The sequence below is a fragment of the Parasutterella sp. genome (assembly GCF_057870745.1).
This window is the reverse complement of the sequence record NZ_DBMALT010000038.1, coordinates 1-21771: the sequence shown is the minus strand read 5'-3', so window position 1 is coordinate 21771 and position 21771 is coordinate 1. Positions and strand designations below refer to the sequence as shown.

The window sequence follows — 21771 nt, the reverse complement described above, 5'->3', positions numbered from 1 at the left end:
TCCTTTGGCAAAATTTCTCCGCCGCTTGTCGCACAACGCTTTCTCCTCCTTGATTAGAATGAAGGATTCTTGAATGCGTTTTACGGAGCGGAGATGCCGATCTCAAAATCGACGGAAAAAATATGGAAGCGATTAAATCGCGACCTGACCGGCAAACCCTCCTACCGGGCCAATAAAACCGGCTCTTCTCGGCGATTTATTCCCAAAGAACGCTGCGCCAATCCCGACACCGTCAGGTTTATCACAGAACTTCTGTCCTCTGAAGGTAAAGCCTCTCTTCAAAACACCATCTACACGCTGAGCTGTATGCTTTTGGATCGCTCCGACTGTGATGGAAAACTCGTCGAAAGCTTCAAAACCGAATACGGCCGCACGCATACTTTCGAACAGCAATTAGCGCAGCTAGAGCTTCCCGAAGACTTTGATCTTCTCGGTACGGCCTATCAGTCTTTTCTTACCGAAGGCGTCAAGAACTCCACAGGATCCTACTACACGGTACGATCTGTAGCTCAAGAGCTGCTGGATTCTTTAGGTGCAAAACAAGGGGCAACTTTCCTTGATCCCTGCTGCGGCAGCGGCACCTTTTTGATGCTCGCTCAAGCTATGGGATTAAAAGTCAGCGGCGTAGACAGCGATCCGATTGCCGCTATGATTGCTAAAGCAAATCTGATCCGGTCGGGTGCAAAAGAATACCCGGATGTCCGCGTCACGGACTTCGTCAGCCAGTGGAAAAGCGAAAGAAGGCGTTTTGACTTTGCGGCCACGAATCCGCCGTGGAGCTCAAAAACTAAAAACGTTTACGCCGATGTCTCGAGCTTTTTCTTCATGAAAACGCTTTCGCTCCTTAAATCCGGCGGTAAACTTGCCTTCCTGATGCCGATTTCGATGCTGAACATTGCTTCGCACCGGCTTTTCAGAGAGCAATTGTTTAGCGACTGCCGTCTTCTTGAGATCCGTAAGTTCGACACGAAATTCAGCGGTGTTCAAACCGACTTTGTATCTATCCTCGCAGAGAAAGCAAAACCCGCGGAAACGTTCAGGATGATTGGGACCGGGGAAGTCCGAGAAATTCCGCTTTCGCTTTTCCAACTCACGGAGCAAAAGACGATTTTCAGCGTGACGGAACCGGAAGTAGAAATTATTTATAAGATCCTTTCCAAAGGAGAGCTTTCTTTAGCCGACAGCAAATGGGCGCTGGGCATTGTGACGGGGAACAATAAAAAGCATTTAAAAGAGCTGCCGGGACAAGGTCTTGAACCGATCTACACAGGTAAAGAGATTCGCCCGTTTTACATCGACAAGCCCCGGTATTTTGTTCACTTCGATCGCGCTGCGTTCCAGCAGACGGCGCCGGACGAAATTTATAGAACAGCTCCAAAGATCATCTACCGCTTTATCTCCAATCATCTCGTCTTTGCGGCAGAAAGAAGCGGAGCGCTGGTGCTCAACAGTGCAAACATCCTTATTCCGAACGTTCCGGAGCTTTCTTTTGAAGCCCTGCTCGCTCTTTTAAACAGCAAGGTCTACTCTTTTGTCTACCAAGTCTTGTTTGGTCAAATCAAAGTGCTTCGCAGCAACCTTTTGCAGCTGAAGTTCCCGCGAATCTCTTCAGAGCAGGATGACGAACTTAAAGCGCTGGTATATGCGGCGGAGGCAAAGCTCACCGATGATATCGAAGAAGAAATTAACCGTGCCGTTTTCAACATATACGGTTTGGATGACGATGAGATCTCCGTTATCCGCAAAAGATTAGAGGCCTAGAGCCTGCTAAGTCCGTAAAAAGCGCCGGTTCGATTACCATAAGAAATCGAGATTCCGGCGCCGAGGTTTGCATGGCTTCAGTTAGGCAGAAAGTTGCAGCAGTTCCAAAATTTCTTCCTTCGAAAGCTTCTTAGCGACATCGCTGCCTTCAAGCAATGCGTCGGCAAGATTCTTCTTCGTCTTGTGCAGTTCGAGAATTTTCTGCTCCACTGTCGTTTCCGAAATCAGCTTGTAGATCGTCACAGGACGCTTCTGTCCGATTCGGTAAACGCGGTCGGAAGCTTGATCCTCAACTGCAGGATTCCACCATGGATCAAGATGGATCACATAGTCGGCTGCCGTCAAATTAAGGCCGGTACCCCCAGCCTTCAGACTGATCAGGAACAACGGCATGTCGCCGTTTTGGAAGGTTCCCACAAGTTTCTTGCGCTGGGCCGCTGGAACTGAACCGTCCAAGTAGAGGTATTCGATGCCGGCTTTGTCCAACGCCTGACGAACCAATGCAAGGAAGGAAGTAAATTGGCTGAACACCAGAGCACGATGCTTGTTTTCTTTCAGCTCGCGAACCAGCTCCAGGAACACTCGGATCTTGGAGGACGGAATTGTCAGATGTTTGTCGACAAGTTCCGGGCTGCAGGCAGCCTGACGGAGCTTCGTCAGCGCCATTAAAGCTTCAATCGGATTGATCTTTTCAGACTGGAGACCGGAAAGCGTTCTTGTACGAATATTTTCATAGATCGCCAGTTCTTCTTCGGAAAGTTCGACCGGAACGATCAGTTCGGTTTTCTCCGGCAGCTCATCGAGCACTTCCGCCTTCGTGCGACGAAGGATAAACGGGCTGATCAGCTGTTTGAGCAAATGCTGTTTTTCTTTGTCCTTCTTCTTTTCGATCGGAAGAATGAAGCGGTCGCCGAACTGCTGATAGGAACCTAAGTAGCCGGGGTTAGCGAATTCAAACAGATTCCAAATTTCCGAGAGATCGTTTTGAATCGGCGTACCGGACAAGAGGATTCGGCCTTGAGCGTTGATCTTCATCACCGAATGAGAAGTCTGTGTGGCTTTATTCTTGATTGCATGTGCTTCGTCTAAAACCGCCAGATTCCATTCAACCTTACTTAGCGCTTCGATCTCGGTATTGAGTACACCGTACGTGCACAAAATGACATCGTAGTCTTTGAGGTTTTTGAGAATCTCTTCTCGGTTGCCGCTGTTAAAGTCAGCAAATCTCAGACCCGGCGCAAACCGCACCATCTCCGACTTCCAGTTGTAGAGCACAGCGGTCGGGACCACGAGTAAGGACGGCCCGAGAATTTTCCTTCCAAGCAGAACAGCAATCGCCTGCACCGTCTTGCCTAAACCCATATCGTCTGCCAATATACCGCCGGCGCCCCAAGTGCAAAGCCGCATGAGCCACTCAAAGCCTTCTCTTTGGTATTGACGAAGCTGTGCCTCAAGACCTGAAGGGATAAAGAACTCAATCTCCTGAGCTTTCAGAATTCGTTCCTGCAGGTTCTCGTAGCTCTTGTCGCCCGTGACTTCGGAACCGTTTTCTTTAAGTGCTTCCAGCGCGGTACCGCTGAATTTGGAAATCAACAGTTCATCCTTCTTCTTAGAAGAAACATCCTCAAGAATCTCTAACTGTCTCAGCAGTTTGTTCGTGATGAGAACGTATTCCGATCCTTCCAAATGGATAAAGTTGCCGACGCGGTCTTTGAGCTTATCTAGGATTTGATTGATCTTGAGCTGAGTTTTGCCGTCAATGGAAACCGTGCCGTCCAAAGAGAACCAGCGGTCAACACTGTTCACCTTGAGCCTCAGATCCGGGAAGCTGATCGGAGCGCGCCTAACCGTCAGCTTGGCGCCTTCCGGCCACTCGATGTCCGCGATCTTTGAGGCTTCCCGCAGTGTCTCCATGAATTCCAGACACCTCATCGTGTCCAGCGTCCAAAGACGATCTCCGCCCTGCCACGCTGAAAACTCTTCTAACTTCTCGCTCATCTGCTCCCAGTTAGCCTTTTCTGCCTTGAGGTCACGCAAAATTCTCATCGGTTTGCGTTTAACCAATGCGGCCAAGGTGTCAAGTCCTTCGCCCGGGGCTACGGTCAATTCACAGCCTTCCGCCGGACGCACAAAAGCTCTGACGTTAAATTCGGTCGCTGAGGAATCGGGAATAATCTGGAAGGTAATTTTGCTTGAAGCTTTGAGCGCTTCAAGACCGGAAGAAGATTTCAGCAGTTCTGAGGAAACAGGAATTTCGCCGCTGATGTTCTCCAGAATCTCTGCAAGCTTGCTCTTAGCTTCACCCGGGAGTTTTCGAATGTTGTTCAGCAGTTCCAGAACTTTGTATTCTTTGTCGGTTATCTTATAGATAGTCAGGATACTTCCGTCTAATTTAAAAGCGTAGTGCGGATCCGTTCTTAATTTTTTTGCAAAGTCAATATTCGTCGTTGTTTCATAACTTCCGCTGCCGTCCTTTTTGACTTCGATACGAAGGCGATCTCGATGAATTTCTAAAGGAAATTCCGGTTCAAGTATCAGAAAAGTCCTGCCTGTATCGGCAAGTTCATAAAGAACCTCGAGGCCTCTGAGTCGAGCGACTCGAGAGTTGACCCGGACAACCTTGGCGGCAGCGATTTGGTCAGCTTCATCCATTTCCGGAAGCATCTCAGCGAAAGAAGACATGGAGACCGCCGTCCCTTTCGACCAGGTAATACCGTCTTTGGACTTCTGTCTGTATGGCTGAATATCGAACGTATCGATATCAACCAAATAAACAATGCGAGCACGAGTATTTTTGGACGTCGGTTTTTTGAGTATCTTGCTGTAATTTAAAAGCTTATCCAATCCGAACTGCCATTCCGAAAGTGTGGCGTAATGGGACAGCAGCGGAGGACATTTGAGTTCTGCCGTCAATTTCGCGACTTCAGGATCGTTTGGGTTGAGCGCATCAAGAGCCTGCTGAAGAATGTACTTCAAAGGAGGATTGTTCTCCTTTTTGCGTTTTGCCAAATGAGACTCAAGAATAGATCTGTAGTTCCCATAAGAGAATATCTTGCATAGCACAGCCAACACAAAAATTGCAAGGCTCGAATCATTCTCTTTTAATCTGAAAGCCATTGCTTCGTGATCGAAGGGTGTTATCTTTTCTGGATTATCGACAAAGGTAAACACAAGCGCAACCATGTCTGAGGCAATATCTTTTGAAAACTCCTCAGTTTTCTTTAAAAGGGAGGATATTTTTCTAGCTGTAGACGCCGAACCTCTGTCCAAAAATAAAACTGCTGTCAGAAAGACATTTCGAATAGGTCGGAAGAAAAGAGGATTCTTATAGTAGACAAAATGGCCTCGGTGATACTTAACATCTTCCTTTAAAGCAGAAAGTACGCCTTTTTGGCCTTCTTTAAAGTTTCCATGAGAAGCCTGAAAAATCCCCTTTAGTAAATCCTTCGTCCAATAGTCATCAGACAATTGATCAAAAGTAAAACCACTAAAACCTGTCCTATATAGATCGTATTCACTTGCAAACCACGTAATCACGTCCTCTCGAATCGTGTCCCCGAGAGAGAGAAAGAGTTCTTCGGACCCTTCTAAACTATAGTCCTCAGACCTGTCGGCGGCCGCATCCATGAAAAGATTCCAAGCCAATACTTTGTTTTCTTCGGACAGCACTTTGAACAGCGGACGCCACTCTTTCCTGCAGGCCATGACAAGGATCAAGCCTTTCACGGCATCTGTGAACCAGGAACTCGGATGGAAGGCGTTCTCTTTACAGCTGTCTAAAACTCCGTTCAAATCTGCCTTACCGCTAAGCTTGAATGAAGAAAGCTGTAAAAGAAAATCTATATAAAAGTTTTGAACCTGGTCTCCTCTTTTGAACGCACTTCCAAGCGTCCTCTTAGCTTCTTTGATGAAAGAAGGCGTATAGACCTGAGCGTAGTCAAGAATCACTTCAGGCTTGATTGCGTATTTACCTTTGTAGTAACTAGGAAAAGCAATTGCAACATTTTTATCCTGCAAAAGCTTAAGAAACCCATGAACGGACTGTCTGTTAAGCGACTTCTCAATCACTTCTTCAGCTGCGTATTCATGAAAATATCCCGGAATAATGGAAAAAAACAGAGCGTACCTACCGAGTCGAGGATACTTGCTGAGCGGATCTTGGACGATCATTTTTAATTTCAGATAGGAAAGGTTTTCTAACTATACGGCAGTTGCGGCGCCCCTTGACACTTCAGACGCAAAAAATCTCCTCGAACCATTAAGCACGAGGAGTTCTAAAAAGTCTTACCGTCTTACGACTTCTTGACGAAAGTCACCGATTGAGGACCGAGCCATTCGTAGTGACGTTTGATACCGTCCGCGCAGGCAGTGCAGCCTCCGCATTTGGTTCCGTCCATATCGACTTTGGCCATCAGCCCTTTGTCAATCCAGCGGCGCGCCATCGGTTCGATGACCGAGGGCTCGACCCGGAAATGCATCGCGATTTCCAGTTCCGAGACAATGCGCCGAGCTTGAACGTATTCTTTTAATTCGGTTAATGTCACTGAGCCGCATCCTTGCCTTTAACACGAAGGCCAATAATGATTGCAAGAATAACCGCCAGGCACACGCCGATGCATACCGAGGAATACACCGGATGCTGATTGAAACGGCCGATCTGATAAACAATCGTTGCTGCTCCATAGCCCATAGCAATGGTCCAGAGAGCTGCAAATGCCGTCCAGCGGGCGCCGACCTCACGATACATAGCACCGATCGAAGCGCAGCACGGGATGTACAGGAGAACCATCAGCAGATAAGAGAAGGCGCCTAAGTCACCGTCAAAGAGGTGTTTCATCGCACGGAACGTACCGGTGCCCACTTCTTGCTCTGCGGCTTGTTCATCGACGTCGGTCAGGTCTTTTTCAACATTGACGCCGAGCGGATCGACAAAGAAGTCTCCGAGTTCGGAAAGGTTTTCACCGATCGATTTCACGGCGCGAATGACTTCGCTGGAGAGGCTGAACGGCTCTTCCTCTTCTTCAGGCTTGGCTTCACCGTTCTTTTCCTGGTCGGCCGCACTCATGCGGTCGCCCATGCCGGAATAAAGGCTGTCCAATGTACCGACAACGGCTTCTTTCGCCAGGATACCGGTGAAGACGCCCACGGCGGCAGGCCAGTTTTCATTGCTGATGCCCATCGGCTGAAAAGCCGGGACAATGGTTTTACCGATCTGAGAAAGAACGGACTTATCGGTGTCTTCGTTGCCGAAGCTGCCGTCCGTGCCCAAAGAGTTCAAGAAGGCCAATACTGCAACGATGATGACGATCAACTGACCGGCTTTCACGATAAAGCTCTTTAAGCGGTCCCAAGTGCGAAGGCCCAGATTCTTAAGGGTCGGCATGTGGTACGGAGGAATTTCCATCACGAAAGCACCCGCCTCGTCTCTCAGCGCGGTTCTCTTCAGGATAAAACCGGTAAGAATCGCAACCAAAATACCGATCAGGTATAGAGAGAAGACCAGGTTCTGTCCTCCGAGCGGCCAGAAAGTCGTCGCAAACAGCACGTAAACCGGAAGACGCGCGCCGCAGCTCATAAACGGAGCCATCATCACGGTCGTAATACGGTCGGATTTTTTCTCCATCGTGCGGGCTGCCATAATCGCCGGAACGCCGCAGCCGAAACCTACGATCAGCGGAACGAAGGACTTACCGGGGAGTCCGAGGAAACGCATCATGCGGTCCATCACGAAAGCCGCACGAGCCATGTAGCCAGAGTCTTCCAGGAAGGAAAGCGACAGGAACAGGCAGGCAATCACGGGAATAAAGGTCGAGACCGTCTGAATACCGCCTCCGATGCCGTCAGCGAGAATCGTCTTGAGCCAGTCGGGACTGCCGATGCTTGTCAGAAGATTACCGAAGCCCTGAACGAAGATGGCTCCGAAAAGAATATCGAAAAAGTCGATAAAGGCTGACCCGATGTTGATCGAGAAGATGAACATCAGATACATGATGAAAAGGAAGATCGGAATACCGAGCCAGCGGTTCAGAACGATCTTGTCAATCTTATCGGTCGTGCTCTGGTCGATCTCGCCTTTGCAGATCATGGATGCGGCCGTTGCCTGAGATACAAAGCTGTAGCGAACATCAGCCATCGCGATATCAAGGTCGCCGTTGTACTTCTGATTAATTTCCGCAATGATCTTATCGACTTCAGTCAGGTCCACTCCCTTCAGGTAGTCGCCCATACCGGCATCGCCTTCCAGCAGCTGCTCGGCCGTCCATTCGGCACGCTCTACTTTCTGAGCAGACAGAAGCTTGGCAATTTCAGCTCTTGCCGCCTCTACGTCATCGGCAAAGACGATCGGGTTCTTCGGGATACGAAGGTCATCGAGCTGGGCGTCCATCGCGGCGCACAGTTCCTTTAAGCCCTGCTCTTTCGCAGCGACAATGCCTATCACAGGGCAGCCCAAGGCTTCGCTGAGTTTGTGCGGATCGATTTCGATCTGGTGTGCAGCAGCCATATCCAGCATATTGAGCACCACGATCATCGGAACCTGCATTTCGAGAAGCTGCGTGGTCAGATAAAGGTTGCGCTCGAGGTTGCTGGCGTCAACGATGTTAACGATCAGTTCGGCTTCATCCTGCAGGATGTAATCACGGGCAACGCGTTCGTCCTCACTGGAAGCAGAACTCGGCTGAAGGGAGTAAATGCCGGGCAGGTCAACAATTGTGATCTCTCTGTCTTTATAAGTGAACTCGCCGACAATGCGTTCAACGGTCACGCCAGGCCAGTTGCCGACAGTTTGATGAGAGCCGGTCAGACCGTTAAATAAAGTGGTTTTGCCGCAGTTAGGGTTGCCCACAACTGCAATGATATTTTTACGCATGGTTTGATTTATTTGATCGGTTCGACATCCAAAATTTCAATCTCGCCCTTACGGACGCTGATTGAAGAACCTCTTAATTTGATTTCGACCGGATCGCCGAGGGGAGCGACTCGCTCAACCACAAAAGGCGTTCCGGGAAGAGCGCCTAATGCCAAAAGTCTTTTGCGGTATTCGATTAAGCCGGGTCTGAAGGATTTGATTACGCCCTTCTCACCGGGCTTCATATCTCTAAGCAGCATTTATTTTTCTACCTCTTTGTTCCACAGAACTTTGAGTTCTTTCGCTACCGGACGGCCGATGGCGACGTGTACGTTGCTGATGGCTACGACGACAGGGCCGGAAATCGTTACGCTGGACACCGTCAGGGGAAGATCCAAATAGATACCGACATCCGTGAGTTTGCGAATGTCTTCCTGACTGAGGTTTCCCCAGCTCACGAGATCAACCACTGCCCCGACGGGTGCGTCTAGAAGGCTGATCTCAGCGTCGTTTGTTTTTTCCATGAAAACTCCTGCTTTATATTTCGAATAAGTCAAATAATAATAGTAACGATTCTCATTATTCAAAAAATTAGATAAATATTTTGAGCAATTTAACTTATAAATGCGATGTTAATAAGCATAAACCCTAAGCATTTTTTGCTTTCACTTTTAATGTCCGGAAAGAAAGAATAAAAATGGTCAAAAAGGTCTTTCGGTGTTATCGATATTTGCATTCGTTATCGGCAAGGACGTCGGTTTGCCTCGTCAGAAATCAATCGACGAGGTTCTTTTTTAGCCGTACGATCTCTTTGCCTAATTCAATGCGCCTAAAATTAATATCGCAAAATCAAGGGGTCAGAGCGGGTTTTCGAGCGATTGGTAACAAGCCGAGTGAGGCACTGCAACTTGAGGAAAATTTTCCGCCCTTCTACGGCGTACCGTGATGCGGTTATTACCTAAAAATGTGATTTTGCTTAGCACTTTCAAATTCCAAAAAGCTCAAAGCGCGTAATTCTAATGTTTCTAAATATTACATAAAATGTAAAAAACCATCCGTATTAATACGGTTATTTAGCCAATTTTTTGAGGATTTTTGACGTTATTTTGAAAAAATCTTCCCATTTAGCACGCTCCGTGAATTTTCTGTGAAAGAACAAATTTTCGTGCCAATAAAGGGCGGATCTATTTGATTTTAGGGTTTTTACTAAAGGCCGCATCATGTTTCTTTTGATTCTATCGATTTATTCGATGGAGTTATTTACCCCATAGTTATTGTTATTTTGTAGCCCTGTGTAACTATTCGTAAAATTATCCTTATTTTTCCGTTGTTTGCAAAACTTATCAGCCTGCTCATTAATCTTCAAATCTTATTGACACCTTATGAGTCAGGCGCCTAAAGTGACCGCAATCGGCGCAACCGCCGAATCCACCCCAGGACTTGTGCAAATGTTGCACTTGTATGCTAAAGGACACAATTTATGCGCACATCTCGTCGTATATTTTTAAAATCTGCTGTCGGTTTGACCGGCGCGGCTACCGCATTCCACGCATCTGCGGCCTCCCGCTTCCTTCCCGGTCAAATCGGCAAATGGAAACTGGCAGATACCAAAGAATACTTAAACATCTGCTGCTACTGCTCCGGCGGCTGCGGAACCATTTGTTCCGTCCGCGACGGTCAGCTTATTAATATTGAAGGCGACCCTGACAACCCCGTGAACCTGGGCGGCCTTTGCCCGAAAGGCGCCGGTCTGACCGGTCTGAGAAAGATCGTTGATAAAGACCGCCGCTTAGTGATGCATCCGCACCGCCTCACACAGCCTCTGGTTCGCCGCCCCGGCTCCAGTGAATGGGAACCCATTTCCTGGTCTCAGGCTATCGACGAGATGGCGCGCAAAATTAAGAAAACTCGTGACGAGAGCTACACTAAAGAAGAAGACGGTGTTACCGTCAACCGCTGCGAAGGCATCGCGAGCTACGGTGCTGCACAGCTGAACTGCGAAGAAGCCTGGCTTGTTCAGAAATTCGCCCGTTCTCTCGGTGTTGTCCAGATCGACAACCAGACCCGTGTCTGCCACTCCTCTACCGTTTCCGGTCTTGCTCCGTCCTTCGGACGCGGCTCCATGACCAGCCACTGGTGTGACTTCCAGAACGCTGACGTCATCATGACCATCGGTTCCAACAACGTTGAAAACCATCCGCTTTCTTCCCGCTGGTGTCATCGTGCCGTTGACCGCGGAGCCAAGTGGATCGTTGTTGACCCGCGCTTTACACGTACCGCCTCTCAGGCCGATATGTACGCTCCGATTCGTCCGGGTACCGATATCGCCTTCTTCGGCGGCATGATCCGCTACATCCTTGATAAGAAGCTCTATCAGAAAGAGTACGTGATGAACTACACGAACGCGACCTTCCTGATCGATCCCTCTTATAAGTTCGACGTTGCCGACGGCCTCTTCTCCGGCTGGGATGAAAAAGAAAAGGCTTACAGCAACAAGACCTGGATGTACCAGACAGAAAAAGTTATTCCTTGGAACACCGAACCCAGTGCCCCCGGTGCATGGGTTGACAACCCCGGTGTGCCTAAGTTCAACCATCCGGCACTCAAGGTACCTAAGAAAGATGCTTCCCTGCAGGATCCGAACTGCGTTCTGAATCTGCTTGCCAAGCACTATGACCGCTACACGCTGCAGAAAGTCAGCGAGGTTACCGGTATCAAGCCCGAGCTGCTTGAAGAAGTTTATAAGACATATGCTTCTTCCGGCGCCCCGGAAAAGAGCGGAACAATCCTATATGCGCTCGGCCAGACTCAGCACTCCTACGGTAGCCAGAACTGCCGCGCCATGTGCATCATCCAGCTGCTCTTAGGCAACGTCGGTGTTGCAGGCGGCGGTATTAACGCCCTCCGCGGCGAACCGAACGTTCAGGGTTCTACCGACGTCGGCGCCACCATGGACTACGCTCCGGGCTACCTCGCTTGGCCGATCCAGCAGAACCATCCGACATTGGATGCTTACCTTTCTAAAGAAACCTATGCCGACGGCTACTACATGAACAAGCCGAAGTTCATGGTTTCCATGCTGAAAGAATGGTACGGCGACAACGCCACAGCAGAAAACAACTACTGCTATGACCTTCTGCCGAAGCGCTCTCTGAAGCACAACGACTCCACCATCCCGACCTTCCACTACATGGCGGAAAACCAGATCAAGGGTTACTTGGTTTGGGGTATGAACCCGGCTCATTCCGAACCGAACACAAAGTACTGTCGCGAAGTTCTCGGCAAGCTTGACTGGATGATCGTTGCCGACTGGTTCGCAACTGAAACCGCTACCTTCTGGAAAGCTCCGGGCATGAAGCCTGAAGAAATTCAGACAACCGTCTACATGCTGCCGGCTGCCCTGATTTACGAAAAAGAAGGTTCTATCGCCAACTCCGGCCGCTGGCTGCAGTGGCGTCAGAAAGCCGTTGAACCGGCAGGACAGGCTAAGAGCGACTTCGAGATCATGACTCGTCTGTTCAACCGTATCGCTCAGCTCTATCGTCAGGAAGGCGGCGTCAATCCCGACCAGGTTACCAAGGTCAACTGGGATTACCGCAATCCGCAGGGTCAGCTCGATATCAAGGCAGTTGCTCACGCCATTAACGGCTACAGCACCAAGACCGGCAAACTGCTGAAGGGCTACGGCGAACTCACAGCCGACGGCGACACTGCCTGCGGTATGTGGATTTACGGCGGCTACTTCAACAACGAAAACGAGAAATGGGATGCTATGGCTCAGCCCTGCACCCGCCGCTCTCTGGCAGATCCTTCAGGATTGGGCCTTTACAGCGAATTCTCCTTCTCTTGGCCTGCCAACCGTCGAATCCTTTACAACCGTGCGTCTGCCGACATGAACGGCAAACCTTGGAACCCCAAGAAGATGCTGGTTGAATGGAACGGTTCCCGCTGGATCAACAACGACGTCGGCGACTTCGTGGAAACCCGCGTTGAAGACGGCAAGGTTGTTCCGGTACCGCCGAACAACAAGGCCTTCTTCATGACCTGGGAACAGGACGCCCGCTTGTTCAGCTACCCGATGAAAGACGGTCCTCTGCCCGAACACTATGAACCGTACGAATCTCCGACGAAGAACGTGATGAACGGCCGTCAAGACAGCCCGATGGTTCAGTTCACAAAGTGGAAAGAGTCCATCAAACGCGGCAACAGCGAAGAGTACCCGATCGTTGCAACGTCTTACTCCGTCTGCGAACACTGGCAGTCCGGTACACAGACCCGCAACATTCCGTGGCTCGTCGAAATCATGCCGAGACCTTTCGTTGAAATTTCCGAAGAACTGGCTAAAGAAAAAGGCATTAAGAACGGCGATGAAATCCGTGTCTGGAACAATCGCGGCTCCATTAAGGCCTTCGCGATGGTTACCGTCCGCTACCGGCCGCTTGAAATTAACGGCAAGAAGACACACACCATCGGTTTGATTCACCACTGGAGCTGGGCATCTGCCTATGCTACCGGCGATACCATGAACGACCTTTCTCCGAACGTAGGCGATCCGAACTCCTACATTCCTGAATACAAGGCCTTCCTGGTCAACGTTGAAAAAGCCAAATAATTCGGAGGATCTGTAATGTCTATCTACACAAGAAAAGAAATGGCGATGCTTTACGATGCCTCCAAATGCACAGGATGCAAAGGATGCCAAGTCGCCTGTAAACAATGGAACGTTCTGTATTCCAATCTCGGAATGAACGCCTTCCCGTTCTCCGGAAGTTATCAGAACCCGCAAGACCTCAACGGCAGCAATCGTCTGGTCATGACTTTTAAAGAAAAGAAGTCTGACAACCAGCTGCGTCCCGTTGAGTGGGCTTTCGGACGCCGTTCCTGCTTCCACTGCACCAACGCCGGCTGCGTCACAGTCTGCCCGACCGGCTGCCTGAAGTACGAAGAAAACGGTGTTGTTTCCGTTTCTCCGGATAAATGCATCGGCTGCCGCTACTGCGAAATGGCCTGTCCGTTTGATGTTCCCCGCTACTACGGCGACGAACCCAAGATCGACAAGTGCACGATGTGCTGGGATCGTTTAGAAAACGGCATGCTTCCAGCCTGCGTCAAGACTTGCCAGCCGGGGGCTTTGCACTTCGGTCCGCGCGACGAGATGATCAAACTCGGCAAGGAACGCGTCGAATTCCTGAAGTCCCGCGGCTACGATAAAGCCGAGCTTTACGGCGAAAACGAATGCGGCGGCCTGCATATTCTTCAGGTCTGCAAGTTTGGTGCCGAAGCTCAAGGCCTCGTCAAGGGGGCACAGCCTAGCCCGCTCGCCACACTGAGCAAACTGGCTCAGCCGGGTGCCGGTTTGGCTGCCGCCGCTACCGTTGCCGGCCTGGCCGTGTCCTTCGTTGCCGCTTTGGGCTACCGTCGTCGTAAGATGACGATTGAAGAGGCCAAGGAACATTGGACTCCTGCTCAGCGTAAACGCGGTGAAGAATATCTCCGCGAAGCCAAGAAAGAAGCTGCTGAGCAAGAACGCAGAGAAAATGCAGAGTAAAGAGGACCACCATGATTACTAAATACATCCAGCGCCATTCTGTTTTGGCACGAATCACGCACGGTGTTGTAGCGATTTCCTGCATCCTGCTTGCGATCACAGGACTGTTCGTTATGGTCACCGCCTGGAACAACGGCGTAGGCAGCGAGTTCACTATCGCTATGCGTTGGACGCACAGACTGCTTGCCATTCCGTTCATTCTGATTCCGCTTCTGGCGATCATCATTTCTCCGAAGGGTTTTGTTCATCTCTTTAAGAACAACATCTTCGGCAAATGGGATGCTGACGACCGCACGTTCGCCATGCGCTTCCTTCCTTATCTTTTCGCTCCCGGCAAGGTTCACATGCCTCCGCAGCGTGAAGTTAAGTCCCTGCAGCGTGTTGCCGACGGCACCCTGCTCTTTGCAGGCGTCTTCGCAGCAATCTCGGGTATGATCCTGTGGCTCAATACCGGCCTTCTGCCGGGCGGAGAATGGGCTTACCACTTCTCTCAGTCCACACTTCTCACAGCTAAGATCGTCCACGACATCTCCTTCATCGTGATCATCGTCTTCGGTCTCGGCCACATCTACCTCGGTGCCGGCATCTTCGAACCGTATCACGGCACGCTGAACCTGATGTTCGGCAACGGCAAGATCAAAGAAGCCGATGCCGCTTATCACTGGGGCTACTGGGCCAACAATGAACTGGCTATCGGTAAGAATGTCGTAGAAGTTAAAGACGGGGAAAAGAAACGCGGTGATACCGCCTCCGAAGGTTGGGAGAAATAATCAAAACTAAATTGGCACTCGGTTTCGGGCGCTAAATTCAGAGCTTGAATCCTCGGTCCGAAATGACCGAGGATTTTTTGCATTTGTCTTCAAGCTGATTTCTCAACAATTTATTTAACCTCTTGGTGGAGACGCTTTACAATTGGTTTCTGTCATTTCTTAGTTTCAGCCTTATTACTCTCATCGAGGGTTGGGGCGAATCAAAACTCAAAGGCAGACAGGCTTCTTAGAGGTTTATAGAGCAAGAGTTCTACCGAATTTCTTATAGAGTAGAGCCCTATTCGAAAAGACCATTTCATGCTTCTACATGGAAGAGACTTTTCGGTTTAAGCAGGAAAGGTATGACTTCATCCGTACCAGGCTCCAACTTCGCGTTCGTAAGCTCAGTAAACCTTGATGTTCTTAAAGACCACTACCTTTTAAAAGGCCCTTTCAACAAAAGCTCAGTGCCCCCCTAAGTTCTCTCTATCAACTGAGTGAATCGTCAGTAGGCGCTTAGACATATGAAAACCTCCCGAACAGCTGATGCCATTCGGGAGGATTAAGAGCTCTTGCTAGGAGATTGTTTGTTGAATAAGGAAGAGCGTACCGCTCCCTCCTCTTTCAAAAATTAGAACTGGTAACGATAGTTAGCCTGGAGAGTCTGATCAACTCTGCCGCGATTTCCGCCGCCAATTCCGTAGTTCAAGCCGAAGGAATGTTTACCCTTGGTTGTTTCAACGCCGACTTTACCTTTGTACATCGCATTATTTGTAATGCGAGCGTCGAAGGAGTCAAGCGTACCTGTTGTCACTAAACCGACCTTATTGGAAATTTTCTTGTCACCGAAGTTCGGTGCAATCGTTAAATCAATAAACGGTTTGACCTTAGCTCCGCAGGATGCTTCAAGGTTGGCGTTAAACGCCATGCCGAAAGGTACCTGAACTAAGTTAGCCTTATCTGCCGTATAGGTCAGTCCTCCGGCATTAAAGCTGTCAAGTTTTGTATGAACATACTTGACTCCGATATGGGGAGTGACAGTGATGCGGTCATTCAAGGCAAGCGATTTTTCAGCTCTTACACCGATCGAGAATGTCTTAGCGTCCGGCTTGCCTTTGAAGCCCATCTGCTTGATTTCATTCTTAGACTGCAGATAACCGACGGTACCGATGAAGTTGGCGAAACGAGTATTTGCGACACCGTAGAGGTGGATACCGTAGTAGTCGATATTGTTCTTAACTCCGGAACCATTTCCCTGACCGCGGACAGAACCCTTACCTAAACTGACGGCAAGACCAGCTGCGACACCATTGCCTAAAGCGTAGTCTCCGCCGATCGTAACACCAGTCAGATCGCTCTTATAACCGTACTTAGCAACACCAACAGAGTAGTCGTTGGCTTTGCTGAAAGAACCGTTCACGTCGATCCAAAGGTCAGGACCAGCTTTTTCATGATCGTAGGAGGCAAGTTTGGAACCGTGAAGATTCAGTGAGTCCTGAATCATGTCTGCTGTATTTACAGCAATGGTCTGAGCTCCGCCGGCCACACCCATCAGAGCGATAGAGTTGAGAGCCTTCTCGACTTCAGCATGCTCCAAGCCGTTGTAAACGCTCAGAAGGTTATTGATTCGATCAACGCCGACGCCCTTCTCTCCACTAACAGCTGCAAGAACTGTGTTCGGCATTAACACGTTAGAAATAACGGACAGGTCGGAATTAACACTAACTACTAATTCACCGTTTTCGTCTAAAGAGATTTTATCTAATCCAAGAATTCGGTTAGTTGTTTCGTAACTAGTACCTTCATCGATCCTCATGTCACCAAAGCCTGCGGCGATAGGAATGTTTTTCCCTGCTACTGCATTGTGGACAATAACTTTAGAACCAGACTCAGTTATGAACTTATGGCCTGCAGTACCGTTAATTGAAGATCCTTCGGTCTCCCCATTTACGATAAGCGCACTGTCTTTTTTAATAAAAACAGCGGCTCCTGGAAGGTTGTTATTCAGGTCGTCAGAATTATTTTCAACTGTTCCGTCAACAAGAATAGTATTGCCGCCATTCAAGCTAACCGGAGAAGCAACATAAACAACGGACTTTATATCGTTTTCAGCGAGGCCATGTCCACTCTGTTTCAACGCCGTCAAGGCTAACTGAGTATCCCTGCTGCCGAGTGTAAGAGCAGAGTTTTGTCCGACAACGATATGAGACGTAATTTCACCAGGATTTTCAATGGCACCCAGGCTCGGTTCTTCGTTCCAAGCAGGGTCCAAGTAAAGCATACCGCCGTTCAATTCTGCAGAAGAAGCAATGAAGCTTCCCCTGAGAACTTCTAATGTTTGGCCGTCGTTAAGGGAGAATTTTTCAGTTTCAACAATACCTTTGCCTGTCAGCTTCAGTTTGCTCTTGTTGTCACCAGTAGCTTTAAATTGATCATTGCCAATTTCCTTAAAGCTCACTCTAGAACCCTGTGCGGCCTTAACTTCGTCAAAGTTTTTGAAAGTACCCGCAAAATCAGCATTGAACACAGCGTTGTCATCACCGAAAGCAAGCACAGAAGACTTAGCATTACTTCCATCCACTTTTCCTTCAAAACCAATATCAGCCAGGAAAGTCACGGTTGCTGTTCCGCCGACAGTAGCGGTGCCTCCGTTCTCAGCAAGCCCACCAGCATAGATGTTTCCGGAAATCTTACCTCCGGCAATCGTCACGGAAGAGTTGCCAGTGACCTTGGCAGTTGCGCCATTCCCTTGAGCAAATCCTCCGCCAATAACGTCTTTAACAATACCTCCGGAAACTAATACATGACTATCACCATCGACCGTTGCTTCTGTACCCATTTCGATATGAGTGGTCTCAGAATAGCCTGCTCCAATCAAGTAAGAAGAAATTTCACCGGATTCTAAAACCGCAAAAGAATTGCCTTTGACATTGCTCACAGGATGTTCATCATTCACCTTCGAAGACTCACCACCATTAGAAACTGCGTAGTAAGAAGCTAATCCCCCTCCATTTACAATGTTAGCGGAACCACCACGAATCAACGCCGTGGAATTGCCAATTACGTAGGCCTCTCGTCGGCCATTCTGATTCATGTAATGTGCGTATTCCGCCAAGCTGCCACCAACAACATGAAGACTTTTAGCGTTACCACCTCCGCTTAAAACGGCAGTCGAAGATCCGGCAGAATAACTGTGTCCGTTAAGTTCAAACTCGGCCTTTTGTTCCTCAAGTTTGCCAACAACACTACTTCCAAACCAGTTGGTTACATGCCCGCCTACTAAATAATCTGAAATATTACCTTGTGCAACTTCAACATAAGTTGTTCCTGCAGATAACGTGCTGCTCTTGTCAGAGGTTACGGTTCCGCTTACAATTCCGCCTCCATACACTTCAGCTAAAGCTGTTTTCTCTCCATCAACAAACACGTTGGTGCTGTTTACGTGAGCCAGAGAGTTTTTGGCTGCATAAACCTGCATTCCACCGAAAACCTGAGTTCCAGGATCATGGGAAACGCCCGATATTCCAGTTTCAAGGTCGCGACCCGAGATGTTATGAATCCTTACCGTGGAAGAGTTGACAATAACGTTGGCGTTTGTAGCTGCCTCGACTCTGCCCGCACCAAAAACTCTTCCGCTGTATCGATTTGTAGATTGTGTATAACCATCAAACGTTGAATCAACAATATACACAACCGCATCGCCGGATCTAAATGTAACGTCATTCCCCATTACAAAACCCGCGCCCAAGGCATCCCCGAAGAAGTGGGAGTTTTTAACGTTTAGGTTGGTATTGCCTTCGTTGAAAGTTCCGGAAGTTTTGATGTTAGACCCAGCATAAATATGTGAGGTTTTAACCTCATTTTTTGAATCAATGAGACCGACAATAATATTCTCAACTGAAACGTTAACTGAGTTGGACACTGTTGCATTCAGGCCTCCGCCAAAAAACTGCCCATGCGTTTGATTCTGTGTTGTTCCTTGCAGAGGAGTAAATCCGTTTTGACTACCATCTAATATCAAAGTCGAGTTTTTATGAGAGACAACTCCGCCGTTTTCCGCTCCACTACCTGCATAAATCCAGTTTCTTTTACCCGCCGTCTCCGAATAAAAAGTGCCGCCTGTAATCTTCAGAACCGTTGAGTCTACCGTGGCAGATGTGTGGCTACCAGAAGCAAAAGAACCAGCGATAAATTGGCCAATTTTAGAAAAATCACCGCCGGAAACGTTAGTAACGATGCTCTGATCAGAAACTTTCAGGGTGCCAGTATTGTTGCCGTAGTTTTCGGCCATACTGCCGCCAACAAATCTCCCATCGAACTCTCCGGAAAGAATGTTGTTCTCGATTGATTGAGTTTTACCTTCGGCTGTGGCTGGACCGCCGCCTCCTTGTCCAGTTGCCTTAAGGAGATTGCCACCCACAAAATCTTTTTTAACTATGACGTTAGAAAGAGTGGTTTTAATTTTGTCCGTCGATAGATTGACTTTATCTGAGTTGGAGTTTTTGCTGCCGCCAATAATTCTGTCTGCAGTGATGTTCTTCGCTTCTAGAGTAGAGGAGCCAATGTGAAGAAGAGCCTCTTTATCTTTTTCTTTCTGAGTTCTTGCCTGAGATCCTCCAATGACTTCATCTATCGTAGTTTCCTTAGACAGGGTAATGGAAACATTTGTATTTGCAATGTCAGAAGAAGAGATACCAGAAAGGTCAATACCTCCAATAACCTTCGTGTTTTCCCCTAATTTGTCCGTATCGGAAATTTGGATCGGGGAACCGTTGCCGATCAAATTGTTTTGATTAAAGCTCTCTGTAGCCAAAGCAGGATTAATCGAAGATAAAGATACCCCCCCCACCAACACACACATTGCAACTGCTGATGCACTTGTAACGATGCTCTTACTCTTACCTACGCTTCTTGCGCATTCGTTCGCTACAACAAGGAGTCCACGGGCACGATTGAAAATAACTTTAAAATTCTTATTCATCTTTACTCCAAATGGGTTGAGAAAAATAACAGGTTGAGGATACTTAAGAGGGTAATAGTTGTCAATATGGATGTTTATCCTAGCCGTTGGCCCAAATTTCAACAATATTTACTGAAATGGAATAAATAGCCCCTCTATAATATTGCTCGCTAAATTCCTTTTGAGTTTAAAAATTATGAGAGTAACTAGATGAAAAGATTTTTGTAATTTAATTTTTTGGATCTTGCTTTTATAAGCCGAATTTAATCTTGTCTAAACAATGTATTAAATACTTGACCCCTTATAAATTTATTTTTATTTGTAACTAAAGATTAAATTAAGGAAGCTCTGCAAAACGCTTGATTCTTCCCATTGGCCCTTCGGAGGCTTAATTTTTGAATGACCGGGCCGGATTTTCCAATCAGGAGGAATTGACTAGGGCCTAATCAGTCAATTTCCTCCCTAATAGGTACAGTTATCCTAGACGAAGCTCACCTTGGTTCGAATTTCGAAGCAATTTCCAATGAACATATTGGCGATCGAAGCCAGCATTGTTAAGCGTGCTGTATTTTTGGCCAACCCTCTATATCTGACTTTCTTATATCCAAACCGAACCTTAATTCGATGAAAGGCATGTTCGACCCTGCATCTAATCGAACTCAGCACCTTTTCTTCGGCAACTCTCTCTGCCGAGAGCTTCTTTCTCCGGCTGTAACGTTTTGCGGCCGTATAGGTTACGTGCTCAGGATCTGCGCTCTCGCGCTTTTCCATGCCGAGATATCCTGAATCGCCGATTACTTCCCGCTCATCAGGGCGGCGTAATTCATCAGCTTTGTCACATCGTGAACATTAGCCGAGCCGGAGTCGTTACCACCGTGTGGATGATTCCTGTGACTTTATCCACACCGATGTGCATCTTCATTCCGAAGTGCCGGTTGCTGCCTTTCTTAGCTGAGTGCATCTCAGGATCTCGCTTTTTGTCAGCGTTTTTCGTCGAACTCGGCGCTTCAATAAAAGAGCCGTCAGCTATCGTGCCTTTACTGAAGAGAAGACCTCTGTCGGTGAGCTACTTCTTGGACAATTCAAAGACCTGCTTATCCAGGCCGTTTTTCTCAAGAAGATGGCGGAAACGCAGGATCGTAGTCTCATCCGGACATTTTGAATCCATCGTCAGACCGACAAAACGGCGAGATGCGAAGGAATCGTGAAGCGTCTCTTCACACATTGGGTCTGACAAGTTATAGACCAGCTGCAGAAAATGAATGCGGATCATGAGTTCCAGCGGATAAGGCTGTGCACCCCGTTTGCCTTCGCTCTAGTAAGGTCCGATCAATGATTTCAAATCCTGCCAAGGAATTATGCCGTCCAAAGTCTCAAGGAATTTTGTTCTTCCGGCACCGCCCAGCTGTGGTGAGGTTTCAGCAAATAAATCAGCGAATGAGGGAGCTTTGATCTTCATAGGCATAATTTTCGGTAGTGCGCTAATTATATCATATCACCCACCTTTTGTGCTGAGGTTCTTTAATTCTGCTAAGCAAATACGATTTTGAGAGTTATAAAACAGTGCGAATTTGAGAGTAAGAAAATCAAAAAAAAATAAAAGTAAAAATCTTTTGTTTTTTCACAGCAAATTCGCTGAATCTTTTTTGGGAGGGGTATGCCGCGAAGCGGCATACCCCTCCCAAAAAAAATGAACTTGCTAAGTTTCTTCGCTTACCTCTTCAGCCGCCTGTAGTATTTCTTCCTTAAGTTCTAGAGCCTTCTTCGCCTTTGCCAAGCGCTTAGCGATCCACACAGCCCGTCGGTCAAGCTCCCTTCGTCCTATTTCGTCTAATCGATGGTCAATAGTTTTTGAGGTCTCTTTATACGGTTCGTATGTTTTAAGCTGGTCTCGGGTCGTCGCTTT

The 21771-nt window shown here is 48.2% G+C and carries 11 protein-coding genes and 1 pseudogene; 4 read left to right on the top strand and 8 right to left on the bottom strand.

Features of this window, described 5'->3' with window-relative positions; genetic code table 11:
• Nucleotides 1–93 precede the first annotated feature (93 nt).
• Nucleotides 94–1761: an N-6 DNA methylase family protein gene (locus ACZND6_RS10015; RefSeq protein WP_293737950.1), complete on the top strand. Its 1668-nt coding sequence runs from the start codon at nucleotides 94–96 to the stop codon at nucleotides 1759–1761.
• Nucleotides 1762–1842: 81 nt separating this feature from the next.
• Here the strand turns inward: ACZND6_RS10015 and ACZND6_RS10010 are convergent, their stop codons facing one another.
• The 5 genes from ACZND6_RS10010 to ACZND6_RS09990 form a co-directional block, all read right to left on the bottom strand.
• Nucleotides 1843–5931: a DEAD/DEAH box helicase gene (locus ACZND6_RS10010; protein WP_489524626.1), complete on the bottom strand. Its 4089-nt coding sequence runs from the start codon at nucleotides 5929–5931 to the stop codon at nucleotides 1843–1845.
• Nucleotides 5932–6053: 122 nt separating this feature from the next.
• Complete coding sequence (locus ACZND6_RS10005) at nucleotides 6054–6305, bottom strand: FeoC-like transcriptional regulator (RefSeq protein WP_022100239.1); 252 nt, start codon at nucleotides 6303–6305, stop codon at nucleotides 6054–6056.
• Entirely contained in the window at nucleotides 6302–8629 is a 2328-nt protein-coding gene (gene feoB, locus ACZND6_RS10000) for a Fe(2+) transporter permease subunit FeoB (protein ID WP_300876367.1), read from the bottom strand. The genes ACZND6_RS10005 and feoB overlap by 4 nt, the downstream gene beginning before the upstream one ends.
• Before the next feature lie 8 nt (nucleotides 8630–8637).
• A complete protein-coding gene (locus ACZND6_RS09995; RefSeq protein WP_022100241.1) occupies nucleotides 8638–8868 on the bottom strand; it encodes a FeoA family protein in 231 nt (76 codons plus the stop codon).
• Nucleotides 8869–9132, bottom strand: a complete 264-nt coding sequence (locus ACZND6_RS09990; RefSeq protein ID WP_022100242.1) for a FeoA domain-containing protein — start codon at nucleotides 9130–9132, stop codon at nucleotides 8869–8871.
• A gap of 956 nt (nucleotides 9133–10088) precedes the next feature.
• Here ACZND6_RS09990 and ACZND6_RS09985 point away from each other — a divergent pair.
• Genes ACZND6_RS09985 through ACZND6_RS09975 form a run of 3 tightly spaced genes read left to right on the top strand, consistent with a single transcriptional unit; the run spans nucleotide 10089 to nucleotide 14926 of the window.
• On the top strand, nucleotides 10089–13220 hold the full coding sequence (locus tag ACZND6_RS09985; protein WP_293737963.1) for a molybdopterin-dependent oxidoreductase: 3132 nt from the start codon (nucleotides 10089–10091) through the stop codon (nucleotides 13218–13220).
• Between the two features lie 15 nt (nucleotides 13221–13235).
• Nucleotides 13236–14156: a 4Fe-4S dicluster domain-containing protein gene (locus ACZND6_RS09980; RefSeq protein ID WP_293737964.1), complete on the top strand. Its 921-nt coding sequence runs from the start codon at nucleotides 13236–13238 to the stop codon at nucleotides 14154–14156.
• A gap of 11 nt (nucleotides 14157–14167) precedes the next feature.
• On the top strand, nucleotides 14168–14926 hold the full coding sequence (locus tag ACZND6_RS09975; RefSeq protein ID WP_293737966.1) for a cytochrome b/b6 domain-containing protein: 759 nt from the start codon (nucleotides 14168–14170) through the stop codon (nucleotides 14924–14926).
• Between the two features lie 610 nt (nucleotides 14927–15536).
• On the opposite strand, the gene ACZND6_RS09970 is transcribed toward ACZND6_RS09975, so the two are convergent.
• The 3 genes and pseudogenes from ACZND6_RS09970 to ACZND6_RS09960 all read right to left on the bottom strand — a co-directional run.
• Nucleotides 15537–19886, bottom strand: coding sequence for an autotransporter domain-containing protein (locus tag ACZND6_RS09970; RefSeq protein WP_302987681.1), 4350 nt, complete (start codon nucleotides 19884–19886; stop codon nucleotides 15537–15539).
• 459 nt (nucleotides 19887–20345) lie between these two features.
• Nucleotides 20346–21324: pseudogene (locus ACZND6_RS09965) on the bottom strand (IS5 family transposase).
• 240 nt (nucleotides 21325–21564) lie between these two features.
• A partial coding sequence (locus tag ACZND6_RS09960; protein WP_489524625.1) for a hypothetical protein occupies nucleotides 21565–21771 on the bottom strand: 207 nt, incomplete at its 5' end.